This window comes from Undibacterium sp. KW1 (assembly GCF_009937955.1).
Classification (GTDB): domain Bacteria; phylum Pseudomonadota; class Gammaproteobacteria; order Burkholderiales; family Burkholderiaceae_D; genus Undibacterium.
In genome coordinates this window covers 1,399,643-1,422,051 of record NZ_AP018439.1, presented here as the reverse complement: position 1 = coordinate 1,422,051, position 22,409 = coordinate 1,399,643, and the positions used below count along the sequence as shown (strand labels likewise).

At 51.4% G+C, this 22,409-nt stretch carries 20 protein-coding genes and 1 pseudogene; 9 read left to right on the top strand and 12 right to left on the bottom strand.

Annotated elements, in window-relative coordinates:
* Positions 1-21 precede the first annotated feature (21 nt).
* The 3 genes from UNDKW_RS06340 (at position 22) to UNDKW_RS06330 (ending at position 4,146) form a co-directional block, all read left to right on the top strand.
* Entirely contained in the window at positions 22-417 is a 396-nt protein-coding gene (locus UNDKW_RS06340; RefSeq protein ID WP_162058017.1) for a MerR family transcriptional regulator, read from the top strand.
* Between the two features lie 79 nt (positions 418-496).
* The gene (locus UNDKW_RS06335) at positions 497-1,078 is read left to right on the top strand and encodes an NAD(P)H-dependent oxidoreductase (RefSeq protein WP_162058016.1); all 582 of its coding nucleotides are present in this window, start codon (positions 497-499) and stop codon (positions 1,076-1,078) included.
* A gap of 146 nt (positions 1,079-1,224) precedes the next feature.
* A complete protein-coding gene (locus UNDKW_RS06330) occupies positions 1,225-4,146 on the top strand; it encodes an HD domain-containing phosphohydrolase (protein WP_162058015.1) in 2,922 nt (973 codons plus the stop codon).
* A 42-nt stretch (positions 4,147-4,188) separates the two neighbouring features.
* Here the strand turns inward: UNDKW_RS06330 and UNDKW_RS06325 are convergent, their stop codons facing one another.
* Both UNDKW_RS06325 and UNDKW_RS06320 read right to left on the bottom strand, forming a co-directional pair.
* The gene (locus tag UNDKW_RS06325) at positions 4,189-4,470 is read right to left on the bottom strand and encodes a hypothetical protein (protein ID WP_162058014.1); all 282 of its coding nucleotides are present in this window, start codon (positions 4,468-4,470) and stop codon (positions 4,189-4,191) included.
* A gap of 29 nt (positions 4,471-4,499) precedes the next feature.
* Positions 4,500-4,781, bottom strand: a complete 282-nt coding sequence (locus UNDKW_RS06320; protein ID WP_162058013.1) for a hypothetical protein — start codon at positions 4,779-4,781, stop codon at positions 4,500-4,502.
* Between the two features lie 261 nt (positions 4,782-5,042).
* On the opposite strand from UNDKW_RS06320, the gene UNDKW_RS06315 reads away from it, so the two are divergent.
* From UNDKW_RS06315 to UNDKW_RS30810, 3 genes are all read left to right on the top strand, one after another.
* On the top strand, positions 5,043-5,513 hold the full coding sequence (locus tag UNDKW_RS06315) for a hypothetical protein (RefSeq protein ID WP_162058012.1): 471 nt from the start codon (positions 5,043-5,045) through the stop codon (positions 5,511-5,513).
* 174 nt (positions 5,514-5,687) lie between these two features.
* Positions 5,688-5,966, top strand: coding sequence for a LysR substrate-binding domain-containing protein (locus tag UNDKW_RS30815; protein ID WP_162058011.1), 279 nt, complete (start codon positions 5,688-5,690; stop codon positions 5,964-5,966).
* Entirely contained in the window at positions 5,963-6,196 is a 234-nt protein-coding gene (locus tag UNDKW_RS30810) for a substrate-binding domain-containing protein (RefSeq protein ID WP_255431533.1), read from the top strand. The genes UNDKW_RS30815 and UNDKW_RS30810 overlap by 4 nt, the downstream gene beginning before the upstream one ends.
* A gap of 68 nt (positions 6,197-6,264) precedes the next feature.
* On the opposite strand, the gene UNDKW_RS06300 is transcribed toward UNDKW_RS30810, so the two are convergent.
* The 9 genes and pseudogenes from UNDKW_RS06300 to UNDKW_RS06260 all read right to left on the bottom strand — a co-directional run bounded on the left by UNDKW_RS06300 (position 6,265) and on the right by UNDKW_RS06260 (position 17,893).
* Positions 6,265-6,969: a PIN domain-containing protein gene (locus UNDKW_RS06300; RefSeq protein ID WP_162058010.1), complete on the bottom strand. Its 705-nt coding sequence runs from the start codon at positions 6,967-6,969 to the stop codon at positions 6,265-6,267.
* Entirely contained in the window at positions 6,969-7,688 is a 720-nt protein-coding gene (locus UNDKW_RS06295) for a hypothetical protein (RefSeq protein WP_162058009.1), read from the bottom strand. The genes UNDKW_RS06300 and UNDKW_RS06295 overlap by 1 nt, the downstream gene beginning before the upstream one ends.
* Positions 7,689-7,789: 101 nt before the next feature.
* Positions 7,790-9,031, bottom strand: coding sequence for a Zn-dependent hydrolase (locus tag UNDKW_RS06290; RefSeq protein WP_162058008.1), 1,242 nt, complete (start codon positions 9,029-9,031; stop codon positions 7,790-7,792).
* Positions 9,032-9,055: 24 nt separating this feature from the next.
* Positions 9,056-10,467: pseudogene (hydA, locus tag UNDKW_RS06285) on the bottom strand (dihydropyrimidinase).
* Between the two features lie 204 nt (positions 10,468-10,671).
* Positions 10,672-12,120 carry an NCS1 family nucleobase:cation symporter-1 gene (locus tag UNDKW_RS06280; RefSeq protein WP_162058007.1) on the bottom strand — a complete coding sequence of 483 codons (1,449 nt, stop codon included), beginning with the start codon at positions 12,118-12,120 and terminating at the stop codon, positions 10,672-10,674.
* A 253-nt stretch (positions 12,121-12,373) separates the two neighbouring features.
* Positions 12,374-13,648 carry an NAD-dependent dihydropyrimidine dehydrogenase subunit PreA gene (gene preA / locus UNDKW_RS06275; protein ID WP_110255749.1) on the bottom strand — a complete coding sequence of 425 codons (1,275 nt, stop codon included), beginning with the start codon at positions 13,646-13,648 and terminating at the stop codon, positions 12,374-12,376.
* Between the two features lies 1 nt (position 13,649).
* Complete coding sequence (locus UNDKW_RS06270; protein ID WP_162058006.1) at positions 13,650-15,008, bottom strand: NAD(P)-dependent oxidoreductase; 1,359 nt, start codon at positions 15,006-15,008, stop codon at positions 13,650-13,652.
* 61 nt (positions 15,009-15,069) lie between these two features.
* Positions 15,070-16,569 carry a CoA-acylating methylmalonate-semialdehyde dehydrogenase gene (locus UNDKW_RS06265; RefSeq protein ID WP_162058005.1) on the bottom strand — a complete coding sequence of 500 codons (1,500 nt, stop codon included), beginning with the start codon at positions 16,567-16,569 and terminating at the stop codon, positions 15,070-15,072.
* Positions 16,570-16,582: 13 nt separating this feature from the next.
* Positions 16,583-17,893 (bottom strand): aspartate aminotransferase family protein, encoded by a 1,311-nt coding sequence (locus UNDKW_RS06260; RefSeq protein ID WP_232063270.1) that lies wholly within the window; start codon positions 17,891-17,893, stop codon positions 16,583-16,585.
* Positions 17,894-18,068: 175 nt separating this feature from the next.
* Here UNDKW_RS06260 and UNDKW_RS06255 point away from each other — a divergent pair, with 175 nt between their 5' ends.
* The 3 genes from UNDKW_RS06255 (at position 18,069) to UNDKW_RS06245 (ending at position 21,926) form a co-directional block, all read left to right on the top strand.
* A complete protein-coding gene (locus tag UNDKW_RS06255) occupies positions 18,069-19,511 on the top strand; it encodes a PLP-dependent aminotransferase family protein (RefSeq protein WP_162058004.1) in 1,443 nt (480 codons plus the stop codon).
* The gene (locus tag UNDKW_RS06250) at positions 19,504-20,148 is read left to right on the top strand and encodes a TetR/AcrR family transcriptional regulator (RefSeq protein ID WP_162058003.1); all 645 of its coding nucleotides are present in this window, start codon (positions 19,504-19,506) and stop codon (positions 20,146-20,148) included. Before UNDKW_RS06255 ends, UNDKW_RS06250 begins: the two co-directional genes overlap by 8 nt.
* A 170-nt stretch (positions 20,149-20,318) precedes the next feature.
* Complete coding sequence (locus tag UNDKW_RS06245; protein ID WP_162058002.1) at positions 20,319-21,926, top strand: DUF3369 domain-containing protein; 1,608 nt, start codon at positions 20,319-20,321, stop codon at positions 21,924-21,926.
* Positions 21,927-21,952: 26 nt separating this feature from the next.
* Here UNDKW_RS06245 and UNDKW_RS06240 read toward each other — a convergent pair whose 3' ends face one another.
* On the bottom strand, positions 21,953-22,384 hold the full coding sequence (locus tag UNDKW_RS06240) for a MerR family transcriptional regulator (protein WP_162058001.1): 432 nt from the start codon (positions 22,382-22,384) through the stop codon (positions 21,953-21,955).
* Positions 22,385-22,409 lie beyond the last annotated feature (25 nt).

The following is a 22,409-nucleotide window of genomic DNA, read 5'->3' as shown; positions in this document are numbered from 1 at the left end:
CCTTATGAGACAGGAGCATGGATGTATATAGGAGAACTCGCGCGCCTGGCAAATGCTTCGGCAAAAGCCATACGCCTGTATGAAAACCTGGGCTTGCTTGGCCAGGTGCAACGTCTGGGGAAATACCGGGTTTATACAGAGAGAAATGTCTTGCAGGTGCAGTTGATAAGGCAAGCGCAAAGCCTGGGCTTTCGCCTGTCAGAACTGGAACCCATGCTTCATACAGCGCACGGCGAACCAGACTGGGCATTGATAGCACAGTATTTGCACGATAAGCGTGCAGTCGTGCAAACTGAAATTAAAAAACTTCATGCGCTTGATGCCAGCCTGCTGCAAATGCAGGCAGAAATCCAAGATTGCCTGCAAGCACAACTTGCAGCGCAACAAGCTGTCTGCACCAGTTTCCCTGTCTATTAGTATGCTGATTGATATAGCTTGACTCTGTCCCTAGGGACAAGGTGCACACTGTAGCCAGGTTCACCAATTTGGATACAGTATGCAAAAAAAGCGTGTGTTAGTCATTGCCAGCCATCCCAGCGGCAATAGTTTTGGTTCTGATCTCGCCGATATCTATGTACAGGCAGCCCGTACAGCAGGTCATGATGTGCAGATATTAAGGCTGGACCAACTGGTATTTGATCCCATCTTGCACCAAGGCTATAAAGTCATACAGCCTCTGGAGGCCGATCTGCAAATGGCACAAGAGTCCTTGCTATGGGCCGAGCACCTTTGCTTTGTCTTCCCCATATGGTGGGGAGGCGTGCCTGCACTACTGAAAGGTTTCCTGGATCGAGTCTTGCTCCCAGGTTTCGCCTTCAAATACCATCCCGGAAAAAGCTTTCCTGAAGGCTTGTTGAAAGGCCGCTCGGCCCACTTGCTGATCACCATGGATACACCACCCTGGTTTTTTGGCCTTTACTACCGTGCGCCGGGCATACATCAAATGAAGCGCACTGTCCTTGAGTTCTGTGGCATTAAACCTGTGAGAATACTGAGCCTGGGGCCGGTCATCAATTCCCAGCCAGCACAGAGGCAGAAATGGATAGACAAGACAATCGGCCTGGCAAGACGCCTATAAACTTGGGCCTCCCGCCAGTGTCACAAAACGCACATGCGAGGTTTTCAATTGCGCTATTGCAAAGAAAGCTCTACCATGAGATTGTCTTAAAGGCATTTTAAAAACACACTCCCATCATGTAGCAGATAAACTCAGGCGGGTCATTCATGCGCATCAGGAAAAATGTCCATTTTCACATTTACATCTCCTATTTCTTCACCGGCCTGATCCTTATCTTCGCTATCGCCATGGGCACAGTGCAATTCAGCCGCATGAGCCAGATCATATTGGCGCAAGCCAATAGCAGCTACGCCCTGATAGGAAATGAAGTCGCCAGCAATGTCAAAGACATTTATGAGCCGGTAAAAAACCAGACAGAGGTACTTGCCCAGTCACATCCCATTACTGGCAAAGACCTGAACGAACGCCTGACCCACGTAAACTATCTGGCCAAGGCCATCACCAGCGTCAAATCTGCGACTTCTGTTTATGTGGGTTTTGCCAGTGGCGAATTTTTCCTGCTACGCCAATATGCCAAATCCAATGGTGGGCAAGATGTATTCAAGGCACCGACAAAGACCACCTGGATAGTACAAAGCACCAGCATGGATGCGGGTAAGATGGTCGAACACCTGGTGTATCTGGATGACAGGCTCAATGAAATCAGCCGTCAGCAAATTCCCCTGCGCAATTATGATCCACGTCAACGTGGCTGGTATGAAACCGCCATGAAAAACGCCAGCCAGGCCAATGTCAGCGAACCCTATTACTTTTTCACGACCGGCCAGATAGGCGTGACCTATGCACAAAAAATTGTCGATGCTGATGCTATCGTCGGCATAGACATAGAAATGCCCACCATCCATGAAACCATCAGGAACAGCAACGTCACCCCGTCCACCAGAATCGCCCTGATAGATAGCAAGGGTCAATTGCTAGCCTGGCAAAATGGCAAACAACCCGCCTACAAACCGCAAATCGTCACCAAACTGGATGGCACCCAGGGCATGCCTACCCTGGCTGAGCAAAATGCCCCCGTCCTCAACAAAATACGTGAACTCGACAGCAGCGCCGGCAACGGCAGCCAGACACTGGATGCAATCGATAAAACCTGGGCGACCTATCAGGGCAAGATACAAATCCCCGGCGGCCATGACTTGCGCATACTCATCGCCAGCCCGCATGAAGAATTGCTGGCCGATGTCATCAGGATGCGCAAACAAACCAGCTTGTTGTTTCTGGTGATGCTGATCATAGGCATAGCTGTCACCATTTACTTCTCGCGCCTGGCATCCAACCCACTCAAGCAATTGAATGACGAAGCCAGCAAGATTGCCCGTTTCGATTTCAAGAGCCCTATCAATATCCAGTCACGCATCAAGGAAATTGCCGACCTCAGCAATTCCATGCGCGGCATGAAGGCGACCATACGCTCCTTTCTCGATATTGCCAGCAGCCTGGCGTCAGAAACCAACTACGACAAATTGCTGGCGCGGGTATTGAAGGAAATGTCAGAGATCACCGAAGCCAAATCCGGGATACTCTACCTCTATCAGCCTCAAGACAAGGCCATGCAAGTGGTGCAAGCCTATGCTGATCATCAGGTGCTGGATACCAATGCACACAGCATCAGCATGGCTGATGAAACGCATCCGGTCATACTAGCCTGCAAATCCCGTAGCAGCATTTGCCAGTTGCAGGCAGCAGACCTGACGCGCTACTTCAGCACCCTGCCTGCCACTGACCACACCACTACCCTTATTGCCATCCCCTTAAAAGATAGAAGTGGCACACTGGTCGGTGCAATCGCCCTGGTGATAGATGATGCAGACATAGACCCAGGCAGGCAAGCCATGGCCGAGGCAGTATCTGGCGCAGCCGCAGTCGCCATAGAAAACCAGCGCCTGATACAGGAACAAAAGGCCTTGCTCGAAGCCTTCATACAACTGATCGCCAGTGCAATTGATGCAAAGAGTCCTTACACGGGCGGCCATTGCCAGCGCGTACCTGTACTGACCAAGTTACTGGCGCAGGCTGCCTGCAAGGAAACCGAAGGCCCGTTTGCAGACTTCCAGCTCACAGAGACAGAATGGGAAGAACTGCACATCGCCGCCTGGCTGCATGACTGCGGCAAAGTCACCACGCCAGAATACATCGTCGACAAAGCCACCAAGCTCGAAACCCTGTATGACCGCATCCATGAAATACGCATGCGCTTCGAGGTTTTGAAACGCGATGCGCAAATTGATTACTGGCAAGCCGTGGCTAAGGATGATACTGGCAATGATGCCGCAGAACTCAAGAAAAAACTGGACGACACCATCACCCAGCTCGACAGCGATTTCGCCTTCGTCGCCGAATGCAATGAAGGAGGCGAATTCATGGCGCCCGATAAAATCGCCCGCATACAAGACATTGCCGGACGCCACTGGCACAGGACACTGTCCGATCGCATCGGCATTTCACACGACGAAAAAGAACGTAAAAACCGCACAACAGAACCAAACTTGCCAGTACAGGAACAACTGCTGAGCGACAAGCCAGAGCACATCTTCACAAGGTCACCACGCGACACCATCACACCTGACAACCCATGGGGCTTCAAGGTCAAGGTGCCAGAACACCTGTACAACCGTGGCGAAGTGTATAACCTCACCGTAGCTCGCGGCACCCTGTCAGAAGAAGAACGCTACAAGATCAATGAACACATGATACAAACCATCATGATGCTGGAAAAACTCCCCTTCCCGCGCCACCTCGCCAGAGTGCCAGAGATAGCCGGTGGCCATCATGAAAAAATGGATGGCACAGGCTACCCCAAACGCCTGATGGCCGCAGACATGAGCATCCCCGCCCGCATGATGGCGATAGCCGACATCTTCGAAGCCCTGACCGCTGCCGACCGCCCCTACAAAAAAGGCAAGACCCTGTCAGAAGCGATCAAGATCATGAGCTTCATGAAAAAAGACCAGCACATTGATGGTGAATTGTTTTCTTTATTTCTGAAATCAGGGGCGTATCTGGAGTACGGGAAAAAGTTCATGAATCCTGAGCAGATTGATGAGTTTGATATCCATGCCTATGTGTGAAGAAGTGCATACGACTTCATGATCAGAAAAAATCTATGGACGTTACGAATTGCACCAAATCTCAATGCCACTTTCCAAGTCCCGTGTAACTTCATCAATCGCAACAAGCAAGACCATATTTCTAGGCTTATGGAGCGACCAGCAATTACGCATATATTCTGCATCGAGAAGCTTAAGCGGAAGAAAATCTGAATTTTGTCTTTTCGCGAAAATGAGGCTATTTTTTGCAGGAAGAGGCAATTCTTTGTCGTCAGCAATGCCTGCCAGGGCCAGGCCTTTTCCTTTAATCTCAAAACAATCTTCAAGCTTGAACAGTTTGTGCATATTTTATGAATTAACAGAATTCAAAGAATTTAAAGAACAGGCTGTTTGACTTCGAGATTATCATCACCGACAAGGTAACTCCTGCACCGTTTCAAGTAAGGTAGCTGGAATATTTCAGGCACTGATTCTGGAATCACCATGCCCCACACATGTCCATAAGGATCAGAATACAACTGAGCAAATTTTTCGTCTCTTGCCCGTATGCATATTGATGGACGCGTCAAATATTCCCTCAACAGGTATTTTATTCTGTTGACATCAGTGATCACCTCTTCAAATACGTCTGGTAGTTTTTCCGCTTCCTCATTCATGGTGACAGTTCCTTCCGAAGAGATTTTTTTGATTTATCACAACGCATGTGATTGACGCTAAAGATTACTTGAATCATCTACAAGGATATGCGCTGAATACATAACACGGCAGAAAAATTTGACTTCATCAAATTATTACATTAATCTAATTTCAATATTGTCGCAAAGAAATTTCTTCGTAGACGGACGCAGCAGTTCACTACAATGCATCTGCTGTCAGCGATAAACACATCACTACTTTTCATCACTAAAGGAAATAACATGTCAGAAGAGTTTCGATTCCACGCTACCTTGCATGCACCTTCGTCAAGCACAGTTCAAGTGTTGAATAGCCTTGTCCCCATTCTAAACAAACAAGAGTATTCAAAAATACCCGAAGTACTTGCTCAAGCCAATATCGAATCAAAAAAAACCATAGAAATCATCAAATCCTGCTTTAGCGACTACTCAGACTACGCAGATGTTTTCAAAAAAGGCGCGGTGGAACTCTTCGTGAATACGGCCACAGACAACGAAGTTGAAATGGAAATTGCAGGGAATAACGAAGAACTGACTATCCATATCGAGGGTCAAGATCATGGCGCAGATGATTTTGGAGCCTCATTTTTTGGCATTCTGAGCGCGCTTGAATATACAGGACTCAAAGCGACAAATAAGACCATGGGTTTGATTTCAAAGTACACTGTAGTCAATGATGGCGTTGAAGTTGAGCATCGTGAAAGAGAGTGCTGATTCTGAAGCATTGCTGAATTGGGTTCTGTAGTACAGGCAGAGCCCATTTAATTGCGAGTCCAGGTGATTTTTGCCTCGTGCCCGTGATAGAAACGCGGATCAAGATGTGGTAGCGAAAATATTGCCGGATCTCATAATGTTGGCCTGGATCGCAACCTCGCCAATATCCGCATCGTGCTGAGCACCGCAACACAACTGAACAAGCTCATCCGGCGCGAAGCCGACATTGCCGTGCGCCTCGTCAGGCCCACCGACCCCGACCTCATTGCCCGCCACCTGACCAAACGCAAGCTGGGCCTGTTCGCGGCAAAAACCTACCTGGAAAAACACGAAGTAACAGCAGACAGCAAAAGCCTCGACGGCCACGACATCATCAGCTACCAGCACGCATCGCACCCCGCCACGCAGAAAAAATCTGCGGTCTGCTCATCACCAACGCCCGTGTCACCATGAAAGTCAGCAGCGCCATGATGATGCTTGAAGCTACGCGTGCTGGCATGGGCATAGCAGAACTGGCAGTCCACTTGGCAGAAAACGATCCCCTGCGCACTCGCCTGTGGCCAGATCGCGAAGACAGTTACGACGTCTGGCTGGTCATGCATGGCGACCTGGCCCGCACTGCAAGGGTCACGGATGTGGCGGATGCGTTTGTGGGGTGTTTTTCGGGAGGAAAGCGTGATTAAACAACGAGTAAGCACAAATTTTTCGATTCATTAATGCTATGAACACTCAATGAGTTAGCAATGGAACGTTAAAATCCCAGAAAAAATTTTGCCGCTCCCATATTAGGGGCATATTCCATATTTCTTGATGCAAACTCAGATGCCAAATCCAATTTAAGTTTCGAACCTGTATCTCCAGCATAATCTTTTGTATTTGATGAGATAAAAACAATTTTTGATTTCAAGCCCGAAGACCGAAGGGTATCAACAACGCTCAAATACGTTTCGATTACCACACAATCTTTCATTGAATCCTTTCCTTTTTTTGCAGGAGTTCTTGCTTGATTGAGACGTGCAAAAGCTTTTTCAGTTACATGGAGAGGTTGTGCAAACAACTTTCCAGCTTGAATAATTCTATCGACGACAGCTCTCGCTCTTGCTACATGCGAATCCAAATGGCTCAAGTTTGTTGTTTCTGTTGCGCCAAGCGCGACAGAAACAGCATTAATTTTCTGAGTACGATTTTGCCATTTTATGATCGAATCCCTAGCCTCATCTTCCACTCTATTCAAATGTTCAGAAAGCTCGAATCGAACTTGAGTTGCAATCAAACCTATGAGTTCTACGCCTTCCTCCATTTTATTTAGCAAATCAAGTGCAGCCATGATCTCAAGCGGATTTAACGACTCTCGGGTGGGGTCGCGCATTACATCAAGAATCGAGCATGTGTCAAAACAAAGAATCGGACTTCCTGAGGCAACAATTCTTGAAGCTTCTTCTTGTGTAAGCCCCATTATTTAGTCTCATCATACTTTTGAAGTAGGACACCTGCAAATTCGTATTGAATTACCAAATGATGTGCAATTTCCTCTGACCATCCCTCTATCTCAACCATCCATCGAAAAAAAAAGTCGCTGTCTACCGATTGTCTGTTTCTATGAACATCTATTAAAAATGCGATCCATCGAGCGTTGTCAAGTGGATGTGACGCACCAGTAGACTTGTTTGCAGCATTACTGAATCGCTTAAACGCAGCTACAGCTGTCGGAGAAAACCAGTCGTCGATAGATTGATATCCTTTCGAAATGTGTACAGAAAAGTTACCATCAACGATTGCAGGAAATACAACTAAATTAGCAAATTCTTGCAAAATTTCATTGTAAATTTTTTCATTAATCGAACCTGTTTTTATGGGAATAATATTGAGAATAGAATATCCGTCAACAGTAGGCCAAAGACCAATCCTGACGCCCGGAAGTTTTCCGTTCTCAGCACGTTCCATCAATAAAATTTCGCCATATTCAACTTCTTCCCCTTCCTCATCTGAAACATGCGTCCAAGGAAAAACAGCATGGTCAATTAGATTTTGGCGAAGTTCTTCACGACTAGATTTTGATCTATGAATGAAAAGATTTTGAAAAACGTCTAAAACCTCTGACATGTCATAACTTTCAATTAATGAGAGAGCAAATATTGCTAGGGAAGCTAATTCTATCAGAGCAACAAATTGCAAGAACTATCAATTTTAAACATATTCCTATTTGGACCAAAACAATAGTGTTCACAATTCATTAAACTCAATATAACAAATGAGACATCTTTAAAAACTTATCTCTACACCACCCCAGCCCTCCCCAACATCGCATGCAACAACACATTACACCCTGCCTCCAGGTGTTCTGATTTCGCGTCTTCAATTTCATTGTGGCTGATCCCATCCTTGCAGGGTACGAAGATCATGCCGGATGGTGCGAGCCTGGCGGTGTAGATGGCGTCGTGGCCTGCGCCGGAGACGACATCCATGGTGCTGTAGCCCAGGGTGGCTGTGGCTTCGCGTACGGCGTTGACGCAGTCTGGGTGGAAGGGGCATGGGGGGTAATAGGATACGCGTTCTACGCTGATGTTCAGGCCGCTGTCCTTGCTGGTTTTATCGACGAAGGCGAGGATTTCATTGTGCATGGTGTCGAGCAATTCGGACGACACATTACGCAGATCTATGCTGAATTTAACTTCGCCGGGGATGACATTGCGGCTGTTGGGGAATACCTGCACCATGCCGACGGTGCCACGGCCATAGGGCGGGTAGCGGTTGCCGATATTGACGACTTCCTGCATGATTTTGGTGGAGACTTGCAGGGCGTCTTTGCGCAGGGCCATGGGGGTGGGGCCTGCGTGGGCTTCCATGCCGGTGACGACGCAGTCATACCATGAGAGGCCAAGCACGCCGGGGACGACGCCGATGACTTTGTCGGCATCTTCGAGTACCGGGCCTTGTTCTATATGGGTTTCAAAGTAGGCACCGATGGGGTGCTGGCCTGGCACTTCTGTGCCTTTGTAGCCTATGCGCTCCAGTTCATCGCCTACGGTTTTGCCTTCTGTGTCTTTCGCTGCGTAAGCAGTCTCCAGTGAAAATGCGCCGCAGAATACACCTGAGCCCATCATGACGGGGACGAAGCGCGAGCCTTCTTCATTGGTCCAGAAGGCGACTTCTATCGGTGCCTCGGTTTCTATATTGTGGTCGTTGAGGGTGCGCACGACTTCGAGCGCGGCCAGCACGCCGTAGTTGCCGTCGAACTTGCCGCCGGTGGGTTGGGTGTCGATATGGCTGCCGGACATGATGGGTGGCAGTGCCGGGTTTTTGCCTGCCCTGCGCATGAAGACATTGCCTATCTGGTCTATGGTGACGGTGAGGCCAGCCTGTTTGGCCCAGGAGACAACGAGGTCGCGGCCTTGTTTGTCGAGATCAGTCAGGGCCAGGCGTTTGACGCCACCTTTTTGTGTGGCACCGATTTGTGCCAGTTCCATCAATGAAGCCCAGAGGCGGTCTCCATTGATACGTAAGTTTGCGGTAGACATTTGTATTACTCCTGATCTTATTTTTTACGTGCGCATTTTGTTCAGCGCTTGAAACATGGGCGAAAAGGATGGACGTTTGATATAACGCCCTGCTCCCATCTCTGCCATTAATTCGCCTTGTTTGAACACCAGCTTGCCACCGCTGATGGTGTGCGTTGGTATGCCTTTGACGGTGCAGCCTTCAAAGACATTGAAATCGCCTTTGGAGAATTGTGTCTTGGCTGACAGTGTCTTGGTGCCATTCACATCCCACAGCACGATGTCGGCGTCTGCACCTTCGGCAATCACGCCTTTGCGCGGGTAGATATTGAAAATCTGTGCGCAGTTGGCGGAGGTAACCTTGACGAATTCTGATGGCGTTAAACGCCCGGTATTTACACCGGCATCCCACAGGACCATCATGCGTTCTTCTATACCGCCGCAACCGTTGGGTATCTTGGTGAAATCATCCTTGCCTGCGGCTTTTTGGGCGGCGCAGAAGGTACAGTGGTCAGTCGCCGTGGTATGCAGGTTGCCGCCTTGCAGGCCTTGCCACAGCGCCTCTTGGTGATGGCTGCTGCGGAAAGGCGGGCTCATGACATGACCTGCGGACTGGGCAAAGTCCGGGTTCTTGTAGACGCTGTCATCGACTACGAGATGGCCTGCCAGCACTTCACCAAACACGCGCTGGCCGTGGGCACGGGCGCGGGTGATGGCATCGAGTGATTCCTGGCAGGATACATGGACGATGTACAGCGGCGTATTAAGTACATTGGCAATGGCGATGGCGCGCTGTGCGGCTTCGCCTTCTACCATGGGTGGGCGTGACAGGGGTGGGACTGTGGGCCTGTCATGCCTTTTTTCATGAGCTCTTGCTGCAATACATAGACGAGTTCGCCATTTTCTGCATGCACGGTAGGTATGGCACCGAGTTCCAGCGCGCGGGTAAAACTTTTTACCAGAATCTCGTCATCGGCCATGATGGCATTTTTATAGGCCATGAAATGCTTGAAGCTGTTGACGCCATGTTCATTGACGAGCTTGCCCATGTCAGCGTGAACGGTGTCATCCCACCAGGTAACGGCAACGTGGAAGGAATAATCACCGGCAGATTTTTCTGCCCAGCCGCTCCAGGTGTTGAAGGCTTCCATCAAACTTTGTTGCGGATTGGGGATGACGAAATCGATGATGCTGGTCGTGCCACCCGCCAGGCCAGCAGCAGTTCCGGTAAAGAAATCGTCTTGCGTGACCGTGCCCATGAAGGGCAATTGCATGTGCGTATGCGGGTCTATGCCACCGGGCATGACGTAGAGGCCGCCGGCGTCTATGATTTCGGCGCCAGCAGGTGCGTCGAGGTTGTCGCCTACGGCGATGATCTTGCCGTTGTCGCAGAGGACATCGGCTTTAAATTCGCGGTCTGCGTTGACGACAGTGCCGCCGCGTATCAGGATGGTCATGGCAGTTCCTTCATTAATTCATTGGGTGTGCGAGATAGTGGGCATTGGTTTCTCGTGATTGGGCCGCGTATCGTAGGTTGGGCTACGGGTTATCAGCCCAACACTCGGCCTTCAAAAACGTATACGTTAATTGAGGCCCAGTGTTGGGTAGATAAAGCGTTGCCCAACCTACGTTATTGCAACCTACCTCGTAATTTTGCACATTCAAACCTTCTTACCACTCATCAAACCCATATACACCACACCGGACAAGGCAAGGCCGACGAACCAGGCGTAGGTGTAGATGGTCTTCAATACTTCTGGAATAGCCGGGAAGCTGGCCGGGAAAGCCGCGTTCAAAAAACCCGGGATATTTGGCAAGACGCCGATCACAAAGGCGATCACGGCGGCCATGTTCCAGCCATTTTTATAGCTGTACTTGCCTTCATCCTGGTACAGGGCTGCGACATCAATTTCTGTCTTGCGGATGAAGTAATAATCGATAATCAAAATACCGGCTATGGGGCCTAGCAAGGCGGAATAGCCAATCAGCCAGGTGAAGATATAACCCTGGGTAGATTCCAAAATCTTCCAAGGCATCATGATGAGGGCGATGGATGCGGTGATATAGCCACCTGTTTTATATGAAATAAGCTTGGGGTTCAGTGCCGAGAAATCATAAGCGGGGCCAACGAGGTTGGCGGCCAGGTTGACGGATACCGTGTCTATCAGCAAAACCAGCAAGGCGATCAGAACGGCAATGCCCGTCATGCGGCTTGCGAGGTCTACCGGGTCCCACAGGGCTTTGCCGTACAAGACTACTGTGGCAGAGGTGACGATCACGGCCAGCAGTGCCAGCAAGCCCATAGGTGCAGGCAAGCCTATGGTCTGTCCGAGGATCTGGTCTTTTTGCGATTTGGCGAAGCGGGTAAAGTCTGGGATATTCAACGCGAGAGTAGCCCAGAAGCCGACCATGGCTGTCAATGAGGGCCAGAAGGTACTCCAGAATTGCCCGGCTTTTTTTCCACCTTCAACAAATTGGGATGGCTGATCGAGGATGGGGCCAAAACCGCCAGCCTTGTTATAGACCCAACCCAGCAAGACGAAACAGATGATGATTTTAAGTGGTGCGGTATAAGTTTCCAGCTTGCGTATGGACTCCATGCCGTGGAAGATATACCAGAACTGTATGGCCCAGAAAATCAGGAAACAAACCAGTTGCGCGGCATTAATGCCCAGGCCGGCAATATTGTCACCGCCGAGAGGATGACCAATCAATACCCCACCCAGGGTATAAATCATTTGTCCGCCAAACCAGGTTTGTATGCCATACCAGCCACAGGCGACGATGGCACGCATCAGGGCAGGCAAACGGGCACCGCGTACGCCAAAGGAAGTGCGTGCCAGCACCGCATAAGGGATGCCGTATTTGGCACCAGCATGGCCTATCAGCAACATGGGGACGAGTACGATGGCATTGGCAATAAACACGGTCACCACCGCCTGGTAACCCGACATGCCACCTTCAATGAGGCTGGCTGCCAGGGTATAGGCCGGGATACACATGACCATACCCACCCACAAAGCGGCAAAGTGATACCAGCGCCAGGTACGCTGCGCTTCTGAAGTAGGTGCTAAATCTTCATTCCAAAGTTGCCCGCTTTGTGTCTGCATATACTCTTCTCCAGGTGTTGAATGTGAAACGCTCAATGACGCCTATGTTCTTAGCAAGCTTTATTCCATGGATGGGCTTAGTAAAGACCTCTCAACACAGAGGCACAGAGACACAGAGAACATCATGAGAAAAACAAGGAATTTCTCTTGCCTTTCTCTGTGTCTCGGTGTCTCTGTGATTAGTGGTTTTCAAAAGGTTTTGAATCTTCCCCATGCAGAATTTATACGCTCACTATTCAGCAAGTACAAGCAATTATTTCAACACTGCACGCGGGTTACGCGGGTCTTGCGTCCAGTTCATATATGGCTTGCCTGTCGCCTGGGGCACCATGGTGATGCACTGCTCTACCGGGCAGGTGATCTGGCAGAGGTTGCAGCCTACGCATTCTTCCTTGATGACTTCGTATTTGCGGGTGCCATTGTCGGCGATCAGTTGCGCAATCGACTGGTGCGAGGTGTCTTCGCAGGCGATGTAGCAGCGGCCACATTGTATGCATTTGTCCTGGTCGATCTCGGCAATGACGGCATAGTTCATGTCCAGGTATTTCCAGTCTGTCGTATTGGCGACGGCTTTACCGGCAAAGTCACTGATGCGTTCATAACCTTTTTCATCCATCCAGCGGGACAGGCCATCTGTCATTTCCTTGACGATGCGGAAGCCATGCAACATGGCGGCAGTACAGACCTGCACCGAGCCTGCACCCAGCGCCAGAAATTCTGCTGCATCGCGCCAGTTGCCTATGCCGCCTATGCCTGAGATGGGTAGGCCCTTGGTGGCCGGGTCACGCGCTATTTCTGCCACCATGTTCAAAGCAATTGGCTTGACGGCGCTGCCGCAGTAACCGCCATGCGTGCTTTGGGTGCCGACGATGGGGCGGGCAATCATCTGGTCGAGATCAATGGACGTGATGGAGTTGATGGTGTTGATCAGGGATACCGCATCTGCACCGCCATTGAAGGCAGCACGGGCTGGTACGCGCACGTCAGTGATGTTGGGTGTGAGTTTGACGATGACAGGCAATGAGCAATACTTCTTGCACCAGCGCGTGATCATCTCCACGTATTCTGGCACCTGGCCTACGGCTGCGCCCATGCCGCGTTCTGGCATGCCGTGCGGGCAGCCGAAGTTGAGTTCTATGCCGTCTGCGCCTGTAGCCTCTACCAGTGGCAGGATGCGTGCCCAGCTTTCTTCTTCGCAGGGGTACATCAGGGACACGATCATGGCGCGGTCTGGCCAGTCTTTTTTGACCTGGGTGATTTCGCGCAGGTTGATTTCCAGGCTGCGGTCGGTGATCAATTCTATGTTGTTAAAGCCGATGACTTCGCGGTTCTTGCCGAAGTGGGCAGAGTAACGCGAAGAGACGTTGACCGGTGGTGGGTCTTCACCCAAGGTTTTCCAGACGACGCCGCCCCAGCCTGCTTCAAAAGCGCGGATAACGTTATAAGCCTTGTCAGTCGGTGGTGCAGAGGCCAGCCAGAAAGGATTGGGTGCCTTGATGCCGGCAAAGTTAATCGAGAGATCAGCCATATTACACCTTCGCTTTCAAATCATTATCAATCGCCAGCGCTGCCAGCTTGCCATGTTGAACTGCCTGTACGGTCAAATCCTGCCCGTCAGCGATACAATCGCCGCCAGCATAAATGCCGGATACACTGGTGCGGTAATGCGCATCCACATGGATTTTGTCATTCTGCTTTTGCAGGTCTTTTGCCAGATCATCTGACAAGCTGCTGCTGTCCATGCATTGACCTATGGCCTTGAAGACGGCTTGTGCGGGGATGTCGATCGTTGCGCCGCTGGTTTGCAATTTGCCGCCGACTTCTTTGGTACGTGCAAAGCGCATGCCGCTAACCTTGCCTTCTGCATCACGCAAGATTTCTTGCGGCTGCGCCCAGGTGACGATGCGCACCTGGTTGGCTTTGGCGATGTCTTGTTCATGGTGGGTAGCCGACATGTGTTCTGCACCACGGCGATACACCAACGTGACTTGTTCCGCACCAAGTCGGGCGATTTGCACTGCCATATCAATCGCAGTATTACCAGCACCGATGACCACGCATTGCTTGGGCACAGGTAATTTAGTCAGGTCTTCTGCCTGGCGCAGTTCGGCGATGTAATCGACCGCTGCCATCAGGCCGGGAGCATCTTCACCTGTGAGGCCCAACTGGCGGCTGGCACTCAGGCCCAGGCCAAGGAAGACAGCATCATAATCACGGCGCAAATCTGCCAGGTGCAGGTTCTTGCCCAGTACCTGCTCATGCTTGACGGTGACACCGCCAATTTGCAGCAGGAATTCTACCTCGCGCTGCGCACTGTCTTCTGTCAGTTTGTACTTGGCGATCCCGTATTCATTGAGGCCACCGGACTTTTGTTTGGCTTCAAAAATCACGACATCATGGCCCAGAGTTGCCAGCCTGTGCGCACAGGATAAACCTGCTGGCCCACCACCAACGACAGCAATTTTTTTACCGGTGCTGGCTGCGCGCTGGAAAGGATGCTGTTCGAATTTTGCATTATCGAGCGCAAAGCGTTGCAGCAGACCGATCTTGACTGGTGCACCTTCTGCATCATGATTGCGCACGCAAGCATGCTCACACAAAATCTCGGTCGGGCAAACGCGTGAGCAGCTTGCACCGAGTATGTTTTGATCGAGGATGACCTTGGCTGCGCCATTGATATTGCCGACAGCAATATTCTGGATAAAGCTGGGCACATCAATCTCTGATGGGCAGATGCGTGTGCAGGGAGCGTCGTAACAATAGAGGCAGCGGTCACTTTCTATCGCTGCCTGGCGCTTGTTCAGTGCCGGATTCAAATCAGTGAAATGCGAACGCAGCGTTTCCTGACTTTCTTCTGCCTGGGGTAAATGCTTAAGGGCTTCCAACATGGTGGCTCCAATCAATCTCGGTTTACTAACTTTTTTCTAAAAGCAAGTTTCGTGACAGCGATTATTTATTTTGAGGGAATGAAAACTCTGCTCCCTTGGAAATGCTGTCTGGCCAGCGCTGCATGACTGCTTTCACACGCGTATAAAAGCGTACACCTTCAGGGCCGTAGATGTGATGATCGCCAAACAGGCTGCGTTTCCAGCCACCAAAACTATGGAAGGCCATAGGTACAGGCAAGGGTACATTCACTCCGACCATGCCGACCTGTATCATGCGTACGAACTCACGCGCAGTGCCACCATCGCGAGTGAATACGGCAACGCCATTACCGTATTCATGCTTGTTGATGAGGTCTGCTGCTGCTTCCATGTCTGGTACGCGTACTACGCACAATACCGGGCCAAAAATCTCTTGCTTATAGACGGTCATTTCTGGTGTCACATGATCAAACAGGCTGCCACCGCAGAAGAAGCCTTGTTCATGTCCGGGTACTTTAAAGTTGCGGCCATCGACAACAAGTTTTGCACCTTCTGCCACGCCTTCGCCGATCAGGCTTTCTATGCGTTCCTTGGCTGCATGTGTAATGACCGGGCCCATTTCTGCATCAGGCACCAGGCCGTTATTGATCTTGAGAGATTTGACACGGGCAGCCATGGCATCGACCAAAGCATCGGCAGCAGAACCAACGGCAACTGCGACCGAGATTGCCATGCAGCGTTCACCGGCAGAACCATAGGCTGCGCCCATGAGTGCATCGACTGCCATGTCCAGATCAGCATCAGGCATGACAACCATGTGATTTTTTGCGCCACCGAGTGCCTGCACGCGTTTGCCATTGGCGCAACCGCGTGCGTAGATTGCCTGCGCAATCGGGGTTGAACCAACGAAACTGATGGCCTGCACTTCTGGATGATCAAGCAGTGCATCAACGACGGTTTTATCACCTTGTACGACATTGAAAACGCCGTCTGGCAAACCTGCCTGCTTGAGCAGTTTTGCATGCAGCAGGGATGCAGATGGGTCGCGCTCGGACGGTTTCAGAATAAAGGTATTGCCGCAGGCGATAGCGATAGGGAACATCCACATCGGCACCATGACGGGGAAGTTGAATGGCGTGATACCAGCAACGACACCCAGCGGCTGACGCATGCTGCAGGCATCAATGCCACGTGCGATCTGTTCTGAATATTCACCCTTCAACAGTTGTGGGATGCCTATGGCAAATTCCACCACTTCTATGCCGCGTGCGACTTCGCCCTTGGCATCGGCCAGGGTCTTGCCATGTTCCTTGGTCAGCAGATTGGCAAATTCATCGGTGTGCTGTTGCAGCAGGTTCAGGTAAGCCATGAGTACGCGGGCGCGAGACAGGGCTGGGGTGTTGGACCATGCAGGAAAAGCTTTCGCCGCTGCGGTGACTGCCAGGTTGACGTCCTGCTCGCTGCCCAGCGCTACCTGTCCCTGGACTGAACCGAGCGCAGGATTATAGATATCGGCAAAACGTGGCTGCAGGCTTTGATGCAGTTCGCCGTTGATGTAATGATTGACTTGATATGTGGTCATGATGCCCGCCGGATTAATCGAGGTGTTTCAGAATGTCGTGCAGTTTGCCGAACAGCTGGTCTACGTGTTTTTTCTCCAGTATCAATGGAGGTGACATGGCGATGATGTCGCCTGTGGTGCGCACCAGTACACCTTCAGCAAAGGCTTTCTTGTAGGCGGCCATGGCGCGTGCGCCGACTTTGCCTGGCATGGATTCCAGCTCTATCGCACCGATCAGGCCGACGTTGCGCAAGTCTATGACGTGCGGTAAGCCTTTCAGGGAATGCAGGCCATCTTCCCAATAGGCCGTCATGCTTTGTGCATGTTCCAGTATCTCTTCTTCCTTGAAGACTTTCAGCGATGCGAGGCCAGCTGCAACCGCCAGTGGGTGGCCAGAATAGGTGTAACCGTGGAACAGTTCTATGCCAGCCGGGCCTTCCATCAAGGCGTCGTAAATCTTTTGATGGCTGAACACCGCGCCCATAGGCACGACACCATTGGTCAGGCCCTTGGCTGTGGTCATCAGGTCAGGTGTGACATCAAAAAAGTCAGATGCAAACGGCGTTGCCATACGGCCAAAGCCAGTGATGACTTCATCAAATATCAGCAGGATGCCATGCTTGTCGCACAGTTCACGCAGGCGTTTCAGGTAACCTTTTGATGGCAGGATGACGCCAGCAGAACCAGCCAGCGGTTCAACGATGACGGCTGCAATGGTGGAGATGTCATGCAACGCAATAATTCGCTCAAGTTCATCGGCCAGGTGGGTGCCGTATTCTGGCAGGCCACGGGTAAAGGCATTTTTTTCCAGGTTATGGGTGTGCGGCAGGTAATCAACGCCCGCCAGCAAGGTGCCAAACTGTTTGCGGTTGGCTGGCAAGCCGCCGAGCGACATACCGCCGAAACCTACCCCATGGTAGCCACGTTCGCGGCTGATAAATCGGGTACGCTGGGCTTCGCCACGGCTGCGGTGGTAGGCCAGCACCATTTTCATGGCAGTATCAACAGCTTCTGAGCCAGAGTTTGTATAGAACACCTGGCCAAATCTGTTGCCACTGTAGGCTATCAACTGTTCTGCCAGCTCAAACGCTTGCGGGTGACCGATCTGGAAGGCGGGTGCGTAATCCAGGGTCGCTACCGACTCCTGTACCGCTTTCACCACTGTCGGGTGGGAATGTCCCAGCGGCACGCACCACAGGCCAGCCGTGCCGTCGAGTATCTCGCGGCCATTCTGGTCGCGGTAGTACATGCCAGAGGCAGAGGCCACCAGGCGCGGCGCCTCTTTATAGTCACGGTTGGCCGTGAAAGGCATCCAGTAGGAATTGAGTTGTTGTTTGCTGAGCATGGGCTTCTCCTTGACACTGAAAACAATTTACCAAGTGGTAAAAATATGCTGAAATGCTAAATAAGCATATGCAGTAATGACATATACAGCCAGTTTAATTTCATCCAACCGTATTGGTAGCCAGAACATAACAGTTACGTGCGTTTGCACAATTTATGTTCAGCAAGGAGCAAGCATGGACGCCGTAAAAGAACAGCAGGTAGTAGAGCAAAGTCCGATCTGGCCGCAACTGTCGCTGGAGCGTAGTCGCCAGGCCAGCCTGGTAGAGCAGATCGTGCAGGAAGTAAGCCGTCTGGTGCGCCAGAACGACCTGGCGCAGGGCAGCAAGATGCCATCGGTGCGGCAATTCGCCAAATGCAATGCGGTCAGCACCTTTACAGTTGTGGAATCTTATGAGCGCCTGATCACCCTGGGATTGCTGAGTTCACGACGTGGCTCTGGTTATTTTGTCACCAAACCGGCCTGTACACCGCAGCCCATGGCGCAAGCCGTCATACCCAGCGCGCTGGATGCCTTAAGCCCCGACTTGTATTCTGGCGTATCCAGCGCCCTGCCCGTGGGTTCTGGCTGGTTGCCGCCAGAGTGGTATGGCGATGATATTTTGCTGGATGCCCTGAAGCAATCGATGCGCATCCCTACCCAGCGCCTGCGTGGTTATGGCAATCCCCTGGGTTTCCCCAGCCTGCGCCAGCACCTGGCCAGCAGCCTGTCGCAGGAATTGTTCAGTGTTGATTCTGAACAGATTTTGCTGACCCATGGCGCTACCCATGGCTTTGACCTTATCCTGCGCACGCTATGTAAACCCGGCGATACTGTGCTGGTAGAAGACCCCGGTTATAGCAATCTGCTATCCCTGATACGCCATCACGGCTGCATACCGATAGGCATAGCCCGCGATGAAAAAGGCCTGAACCTCGACAGCCTGATGGAAAAGGCCCTGCTGCACCAGCCCAAGCTGATGTTTGTGAATACAGTCTTGCAAAACCCGCTGGGCACCAGCCTCTCCCAGGCGCAGGCGCACCGCCTGCTGGCTTTGGCAGAACAGTTTGACTTCTGGCTAGTCGAAGATGATATCTATCGTGAACTATGCCCGCGCCCTGAACCCTCGCTGGCAGCGATGGATGGTTTGCGCCGTGTGATACGGGTAGGCAGTTTTTCCAAGACGCTCTCCCCTACCCTGCGCGTAGGCTCAGTCTGTGCATCGCATTCGCTGATAGGTGAACTGCTGAGGGTGAAGATGCTGGCTGGTTTGACCACATCTGAAATCAATGAACGTGCGGTGCTACACGCGATCAGCTCGCGTCTGTACCGCCGCATGCTGGAAAAGCTTAAACGCCAGTTGGAAACTTCACGCAATGCCAGCATGGATTTGTTATTGGCCGCAGGTCTGACCCCACTGGCAGAACCACGCGGTGGCATGTTCATCAGTGCAGGCTGGAAAGATAGCAAGGCGAGTGCCAGCGAGATTTCACGGCAGGCTTTGCAGGAAGGCATCTTGCTGGCACCGGACGAATTCTTCAGCCTGCGCACCAGCGAGCACCCATGGTTCCGCTTCAATATCGCTTACAGCGGTGATGAAGCATTGAAAGCCTTTTTGATGAAGCAGCGCCATGGATAGAGCGCCGGACAAACTCACGCGCTCACGCGATGCGCTGCAAGCACGCATCATGCAGGCGGCGGTGGAGGTATTTGCCGAGGCTGGTTATGCAGGCACGGCGCTGGCATCGATAGCCGAACGGGCTGGCCTGTCGAAACAGAATTTGCTGTACTACTTTCCTACCAAGCAAATCCTGTATGAAAAGGTACTGGATCAGGTGCTGGATCAATGGCTGGAGCGCATGAACATACTGGCCGACCCTGGACAAGACCCGGCGACATTACTGGGAAACTACATACGCGCCAAGCTGCGCTTCTCGCGCGAACAACCGCAGGGGTCACGCGTGTATGCAATGGAAGTCATCAGCGGGGCACCTGTGTATGCCGAGACCATGCGCAATAAAATCCTGCCGCTCTTGCAAAAAGATATAGCCGTTTTTGAAGCCTGGATGGCGGCTGGCAAAATCGCTGCTGTTAACACGACACATTTGTTGTTCTCAATCTGGGCGATGACGCAGTCGTATGCTGACTTTGCAGCACAAATGAGCCTGGTGCTGGGTCATAGTCCATTAAATAACAATGACTTTGAAGAAGCCGAGACATTGATAGTGGATATGGTATTGCATCGACTACACCTGCAGGCCGCAGCCCCCGTCTAGTTGCCCTTGGATTTGAGGTAATGTAAATGTCTGTCAAATACCACGGAAATAAAATAATGCCTGAAGGCATTGAAGGGAAAATGCTGGCATAATAAATTCTGAGGATACCAAAACTCATTTCGATTGATTTTCCAAAAATCATGTTGCAATGCAAATGATCGGGGGAATGCATGAATCACGAACAGGGATCTGACGAAGACTGGATCATCGAAGACGAGAGTAATGACAAGTCACAGGATCAACTGAACTCTTCATTTGAATCACACCCCTGGCGGCTACTCATCGTCGACGATGAAGAAGACATTCACGCCGTTACCCGTCTGGCCCTCTCCAATATCGTTTTCAAAGGGCGTCCGCTGGACATATTGTCAGCCCATAGCGCATCCGAAGCCTTTAACATTCTGAGCAGAGAAAACGACATCAACCTGATCTTACTCGATGTTGTCATGGAAACCGATGACGCCGGTTTGCGCCTCGTCAAACGCATACGCGAAGAACTCAAAAATCAACTGGTGCGCATCGTCCTGCGCACCGGCCAACCGGGCCAGGCTCCCGAGAAAAGTGTCATCGTCGATTACGATATCAATGACTATAAAACCAAGACCGAGCTGACTACCCAGCGCCTGTTCACCACGGTAATAGCCTCATTGCGCGCCTATGAAGGCTTGTTGTCGATAGAACGTAGCCGCATAGGGTTGACACGCATACTGCAAGCATCTGCCAATTTGTATGAGTTGAAGTCCTTGAAAGAATTTGCCAGTGGTGTGCTGAACCAGATAGGTGCCATACTGGATGTCGGTGCTGATGGTGTTTTATGCCTTTCACGCAACCCGCTTGGTAATCCTGGCGGTGGCTTGCAAGCCAGCATCATTGCGGCGACTGGTACTTATAGTGATTTCTCAGGGCTGGATAAACTGCCACAGGATTGCGAATGGACAGCCATCGTAGAAAAAGCCTTCAACGAAAAGAAAAGTCAGTTCCAGCACCCTGCCGATGTCTTGTTCATCCACACCCGGCAAGGCCATGAATTTGCCATATTGGTGACACCGCCCTGGCCGCTGGGGCAGATGCAGCGCGATTTGCTGGAATTATTCTGCGACCGCATCGCTGCGGCCTTTGACAACCGCTACCTCAACGAGCAATTGCAAAAAGCCCAGGAAGCCTCGGTGGTTGCCCTGACCGATCTGGCAGAATCTCGTGACACCGATACTGGTGGCCATGTACAGCGAGTTTGCAGGCTGACCAATGCGATCGCCAGTGAACTCAAACGGCGCAATAATTTTGCGGATGACCTGACGCCGCAATTCATGGAAATGGTGGGCATCGCCAGCATCTTGCATGATGTGGGCAAGGTAGCGACGCCAGATGCTGTCCTGCTCAAAGCGGGTGGACACGACAAGCATGAACGTGTAATCATGGAATACCACGCATTGGCAGGTGAAACCGTATTGGCGCGCGCTGCCACCATGGTTGACGGCGTCAGCTATCTCACTTATGGCTCGCAGATTGCAGGCAGCCATCATGAACATTTTGATGGCCAGGGTTATCCGCGTAAACTCAAGGGGGAAGAAATCCCCCTGTCGGCACGCATAGTTGCCGTAGTCGATGTGTTTGATGCCCTGCTGCACCGCCGCCCCTACAAGGAACCGTGGTCACTCGAAGACACCATTGCCTATATCAAATCCAGGAGCGGCACGCAGTTTGACCCGCTGGTCGTCGATGCCCTGATCCATTATGTACTGACCGAGCAACCGGACTGGGTCGCCAGCGGAGAATAATCAAACCCGCCCCCAGCCCCTCTATCTCAATGCTGGCAGGCTTTTCCGTCTGCCAGCTTATCACTTGCCAGCGCATGGATAATAGGGCACTGCGCCTGTTCAGTTGATGATGCGCATTGATGTATCAGTTCAGTCAGCATGTCTTCCATCCTGAGCAGGTCAGCCAGCTTGGCCTTTACCTGTAACAAGCGTTCTTGCGCAACGTCTCGTATGGCTTGTCTGTCATTACCATCTTCGAGCATCAGCAAATTGGCGATTTCATCCAGGCTGAAACCCAGTTCCTGCGCCCTTTTGATAAAGCGTATGCGCTCTGCCAGGCTGGCCGGGTAGGTTCTGAAACCGCTTGCCACTTCGGGGACTGGCAGCAATTCGCGGCGCTGATAGTAACGTATGGTTTCCACGCCCACGCCTGCGGCCTTGGCTAACTGCCCTATCGTATATTGATCTGCATCAGACATCCTTAAATAATCCTTGACTCTGTTC

What these genes read in the sequence shown, in the direction of transcription:
- UNDKW_RS06260 (WP_232063270.1), bottom strand. Translation starts at nt 17,893, where the DNA reads ATGCTCAGCAAACAACAACTCAATTCCTACTGGATGCCTTTCACGGCC.
- UNDKW_RS06245 (WP_162058002.1), top strand. Translation starts at nt 20,319, where the DNA reads ATGAATCACGAACAGGGATCTGACGAAGACTGGATCATCGAAGACGAG.
- UNDKW_RS06340 (WP_162058017.1), top strand. Translation starts at nt 22, where the DNA reads ATGTATATAGGAGAACTCGCGCGCCTGGCAAATGCTTCGGCAAAAGCC.
- UNDKW_RS06255 (WP_162058004.1), top strand. Translation starts at nt 18,069, where the DNA reads ATGGACGCCGTAAAAGAACAGCAGGTAGTAGAGCAAAGTCCGATCTGG.
- UNDKW_RS06320 (WP_162058013.1), bottom strand. Translation starts at nt 4,781, where the DNA reads ATGAATGAGGAAGCGGAAAAACTACCAGACGTATTTGAAGAGGTGATC.
- UNDKW_RS06315 (WP_162058012.1), top strand. Translation starts at nt 5,043, where the DNA reads ATGTCAGAAGAGTTTCGATTCCACGCTACCTTGCATGCACCTTCGTCA.
- UNDKW_RS06240 (WP_162058001.1), bottom strand. Translation starts at nt 22,384, where the DNA reads ATGTCTGATGCAGATCAATATACGATAGGGCAGTTAGCCAAGGCCGCA.
- UNDKW_RS06330 (WP_162058015.1), top strand. Translation starts at nt 1,225, where the DNA reads ATGCGCATCAGGAAAAATGTCCATTTTCACATTTACATCTCCTATTTC.
- UNDKW_RS06250 (WP_162058003.1), top strand. Translation starts at nt 19,504, where the DNA reads ATGGATAGAGCGCCGGACAAACTCACGCGCTCACGCGATGCGCTGCAA.
- UNDKW_RS06335 (WP_162058016.1), top strand. Translation starts at nt 497, where the DNA reads ATGCAAAAAAAGCGTGTGTTAGTCATTGCCAGCCATCCCAGCGGCAAT.
- preA (WP_110255749.1), bottom strand. Translation starts at nt 13,648, where the DNA reads ATGGCTGATCTCTCGATTAACTTTGCCGGCATCAAGGCACCCAATCCT.
- UNDKW_RS30810 (WP_255431533.1), top strand. Translation starts at nt 5,963, where the DNA reads ATGAAAGTCAGCAGCGCCATGATGATGCTTGAAGCTACGCGTGCTGGC.
- UNDKW_RS06265 (WP_162058005.1), bottom strand. Translation starts at nt 16,569, where the DNA reads ATGACCACATATCAAGTCAATCATTACATCAACGGCGAACTGCATCAA.
- UNDKW_RS06325 (WP_162058014.1), bottom strand. Translation starts at nt 4,470, where the DNA reads ATGCACAAACTGTTCAAGCTTGAAGATTGTTTTGAGATTAAAGGAAAA.
- UNDKW_RS06300 (WP_162058010.1), bottom strand. Translation starts at nt 6,969, where the DNA reads ATGGGGCTTACACAAGAAGAAGCTTCAAGAATTGTTGCCTCAGGAAGT.
- UNDKW_RS06290 (WP_162058008.1), bottom strand. Translation starts at nt 9,031, where the DNA reads ATGTCTACCGCAAACTTACGTATCAATGGAGACCGCCTCTGGGCTTCA.
- UNDKW_RS06280 (WP_162058007.1), bottom strand. Translation starts at nt 12,120, where the DNA reads ATGCAGACACAAAGCGGGCAACTTTGGAATGAAGATTTAGCACCTACT.
- UNDKW_RS06270 (WP_162058006.1), bottom strand. Translation starts at nt 15,008, where the DNA reads ATGTTGGAAGCCCTTAAGCATTTACCCCAGGCAGAAGAAAGTCAGGAA.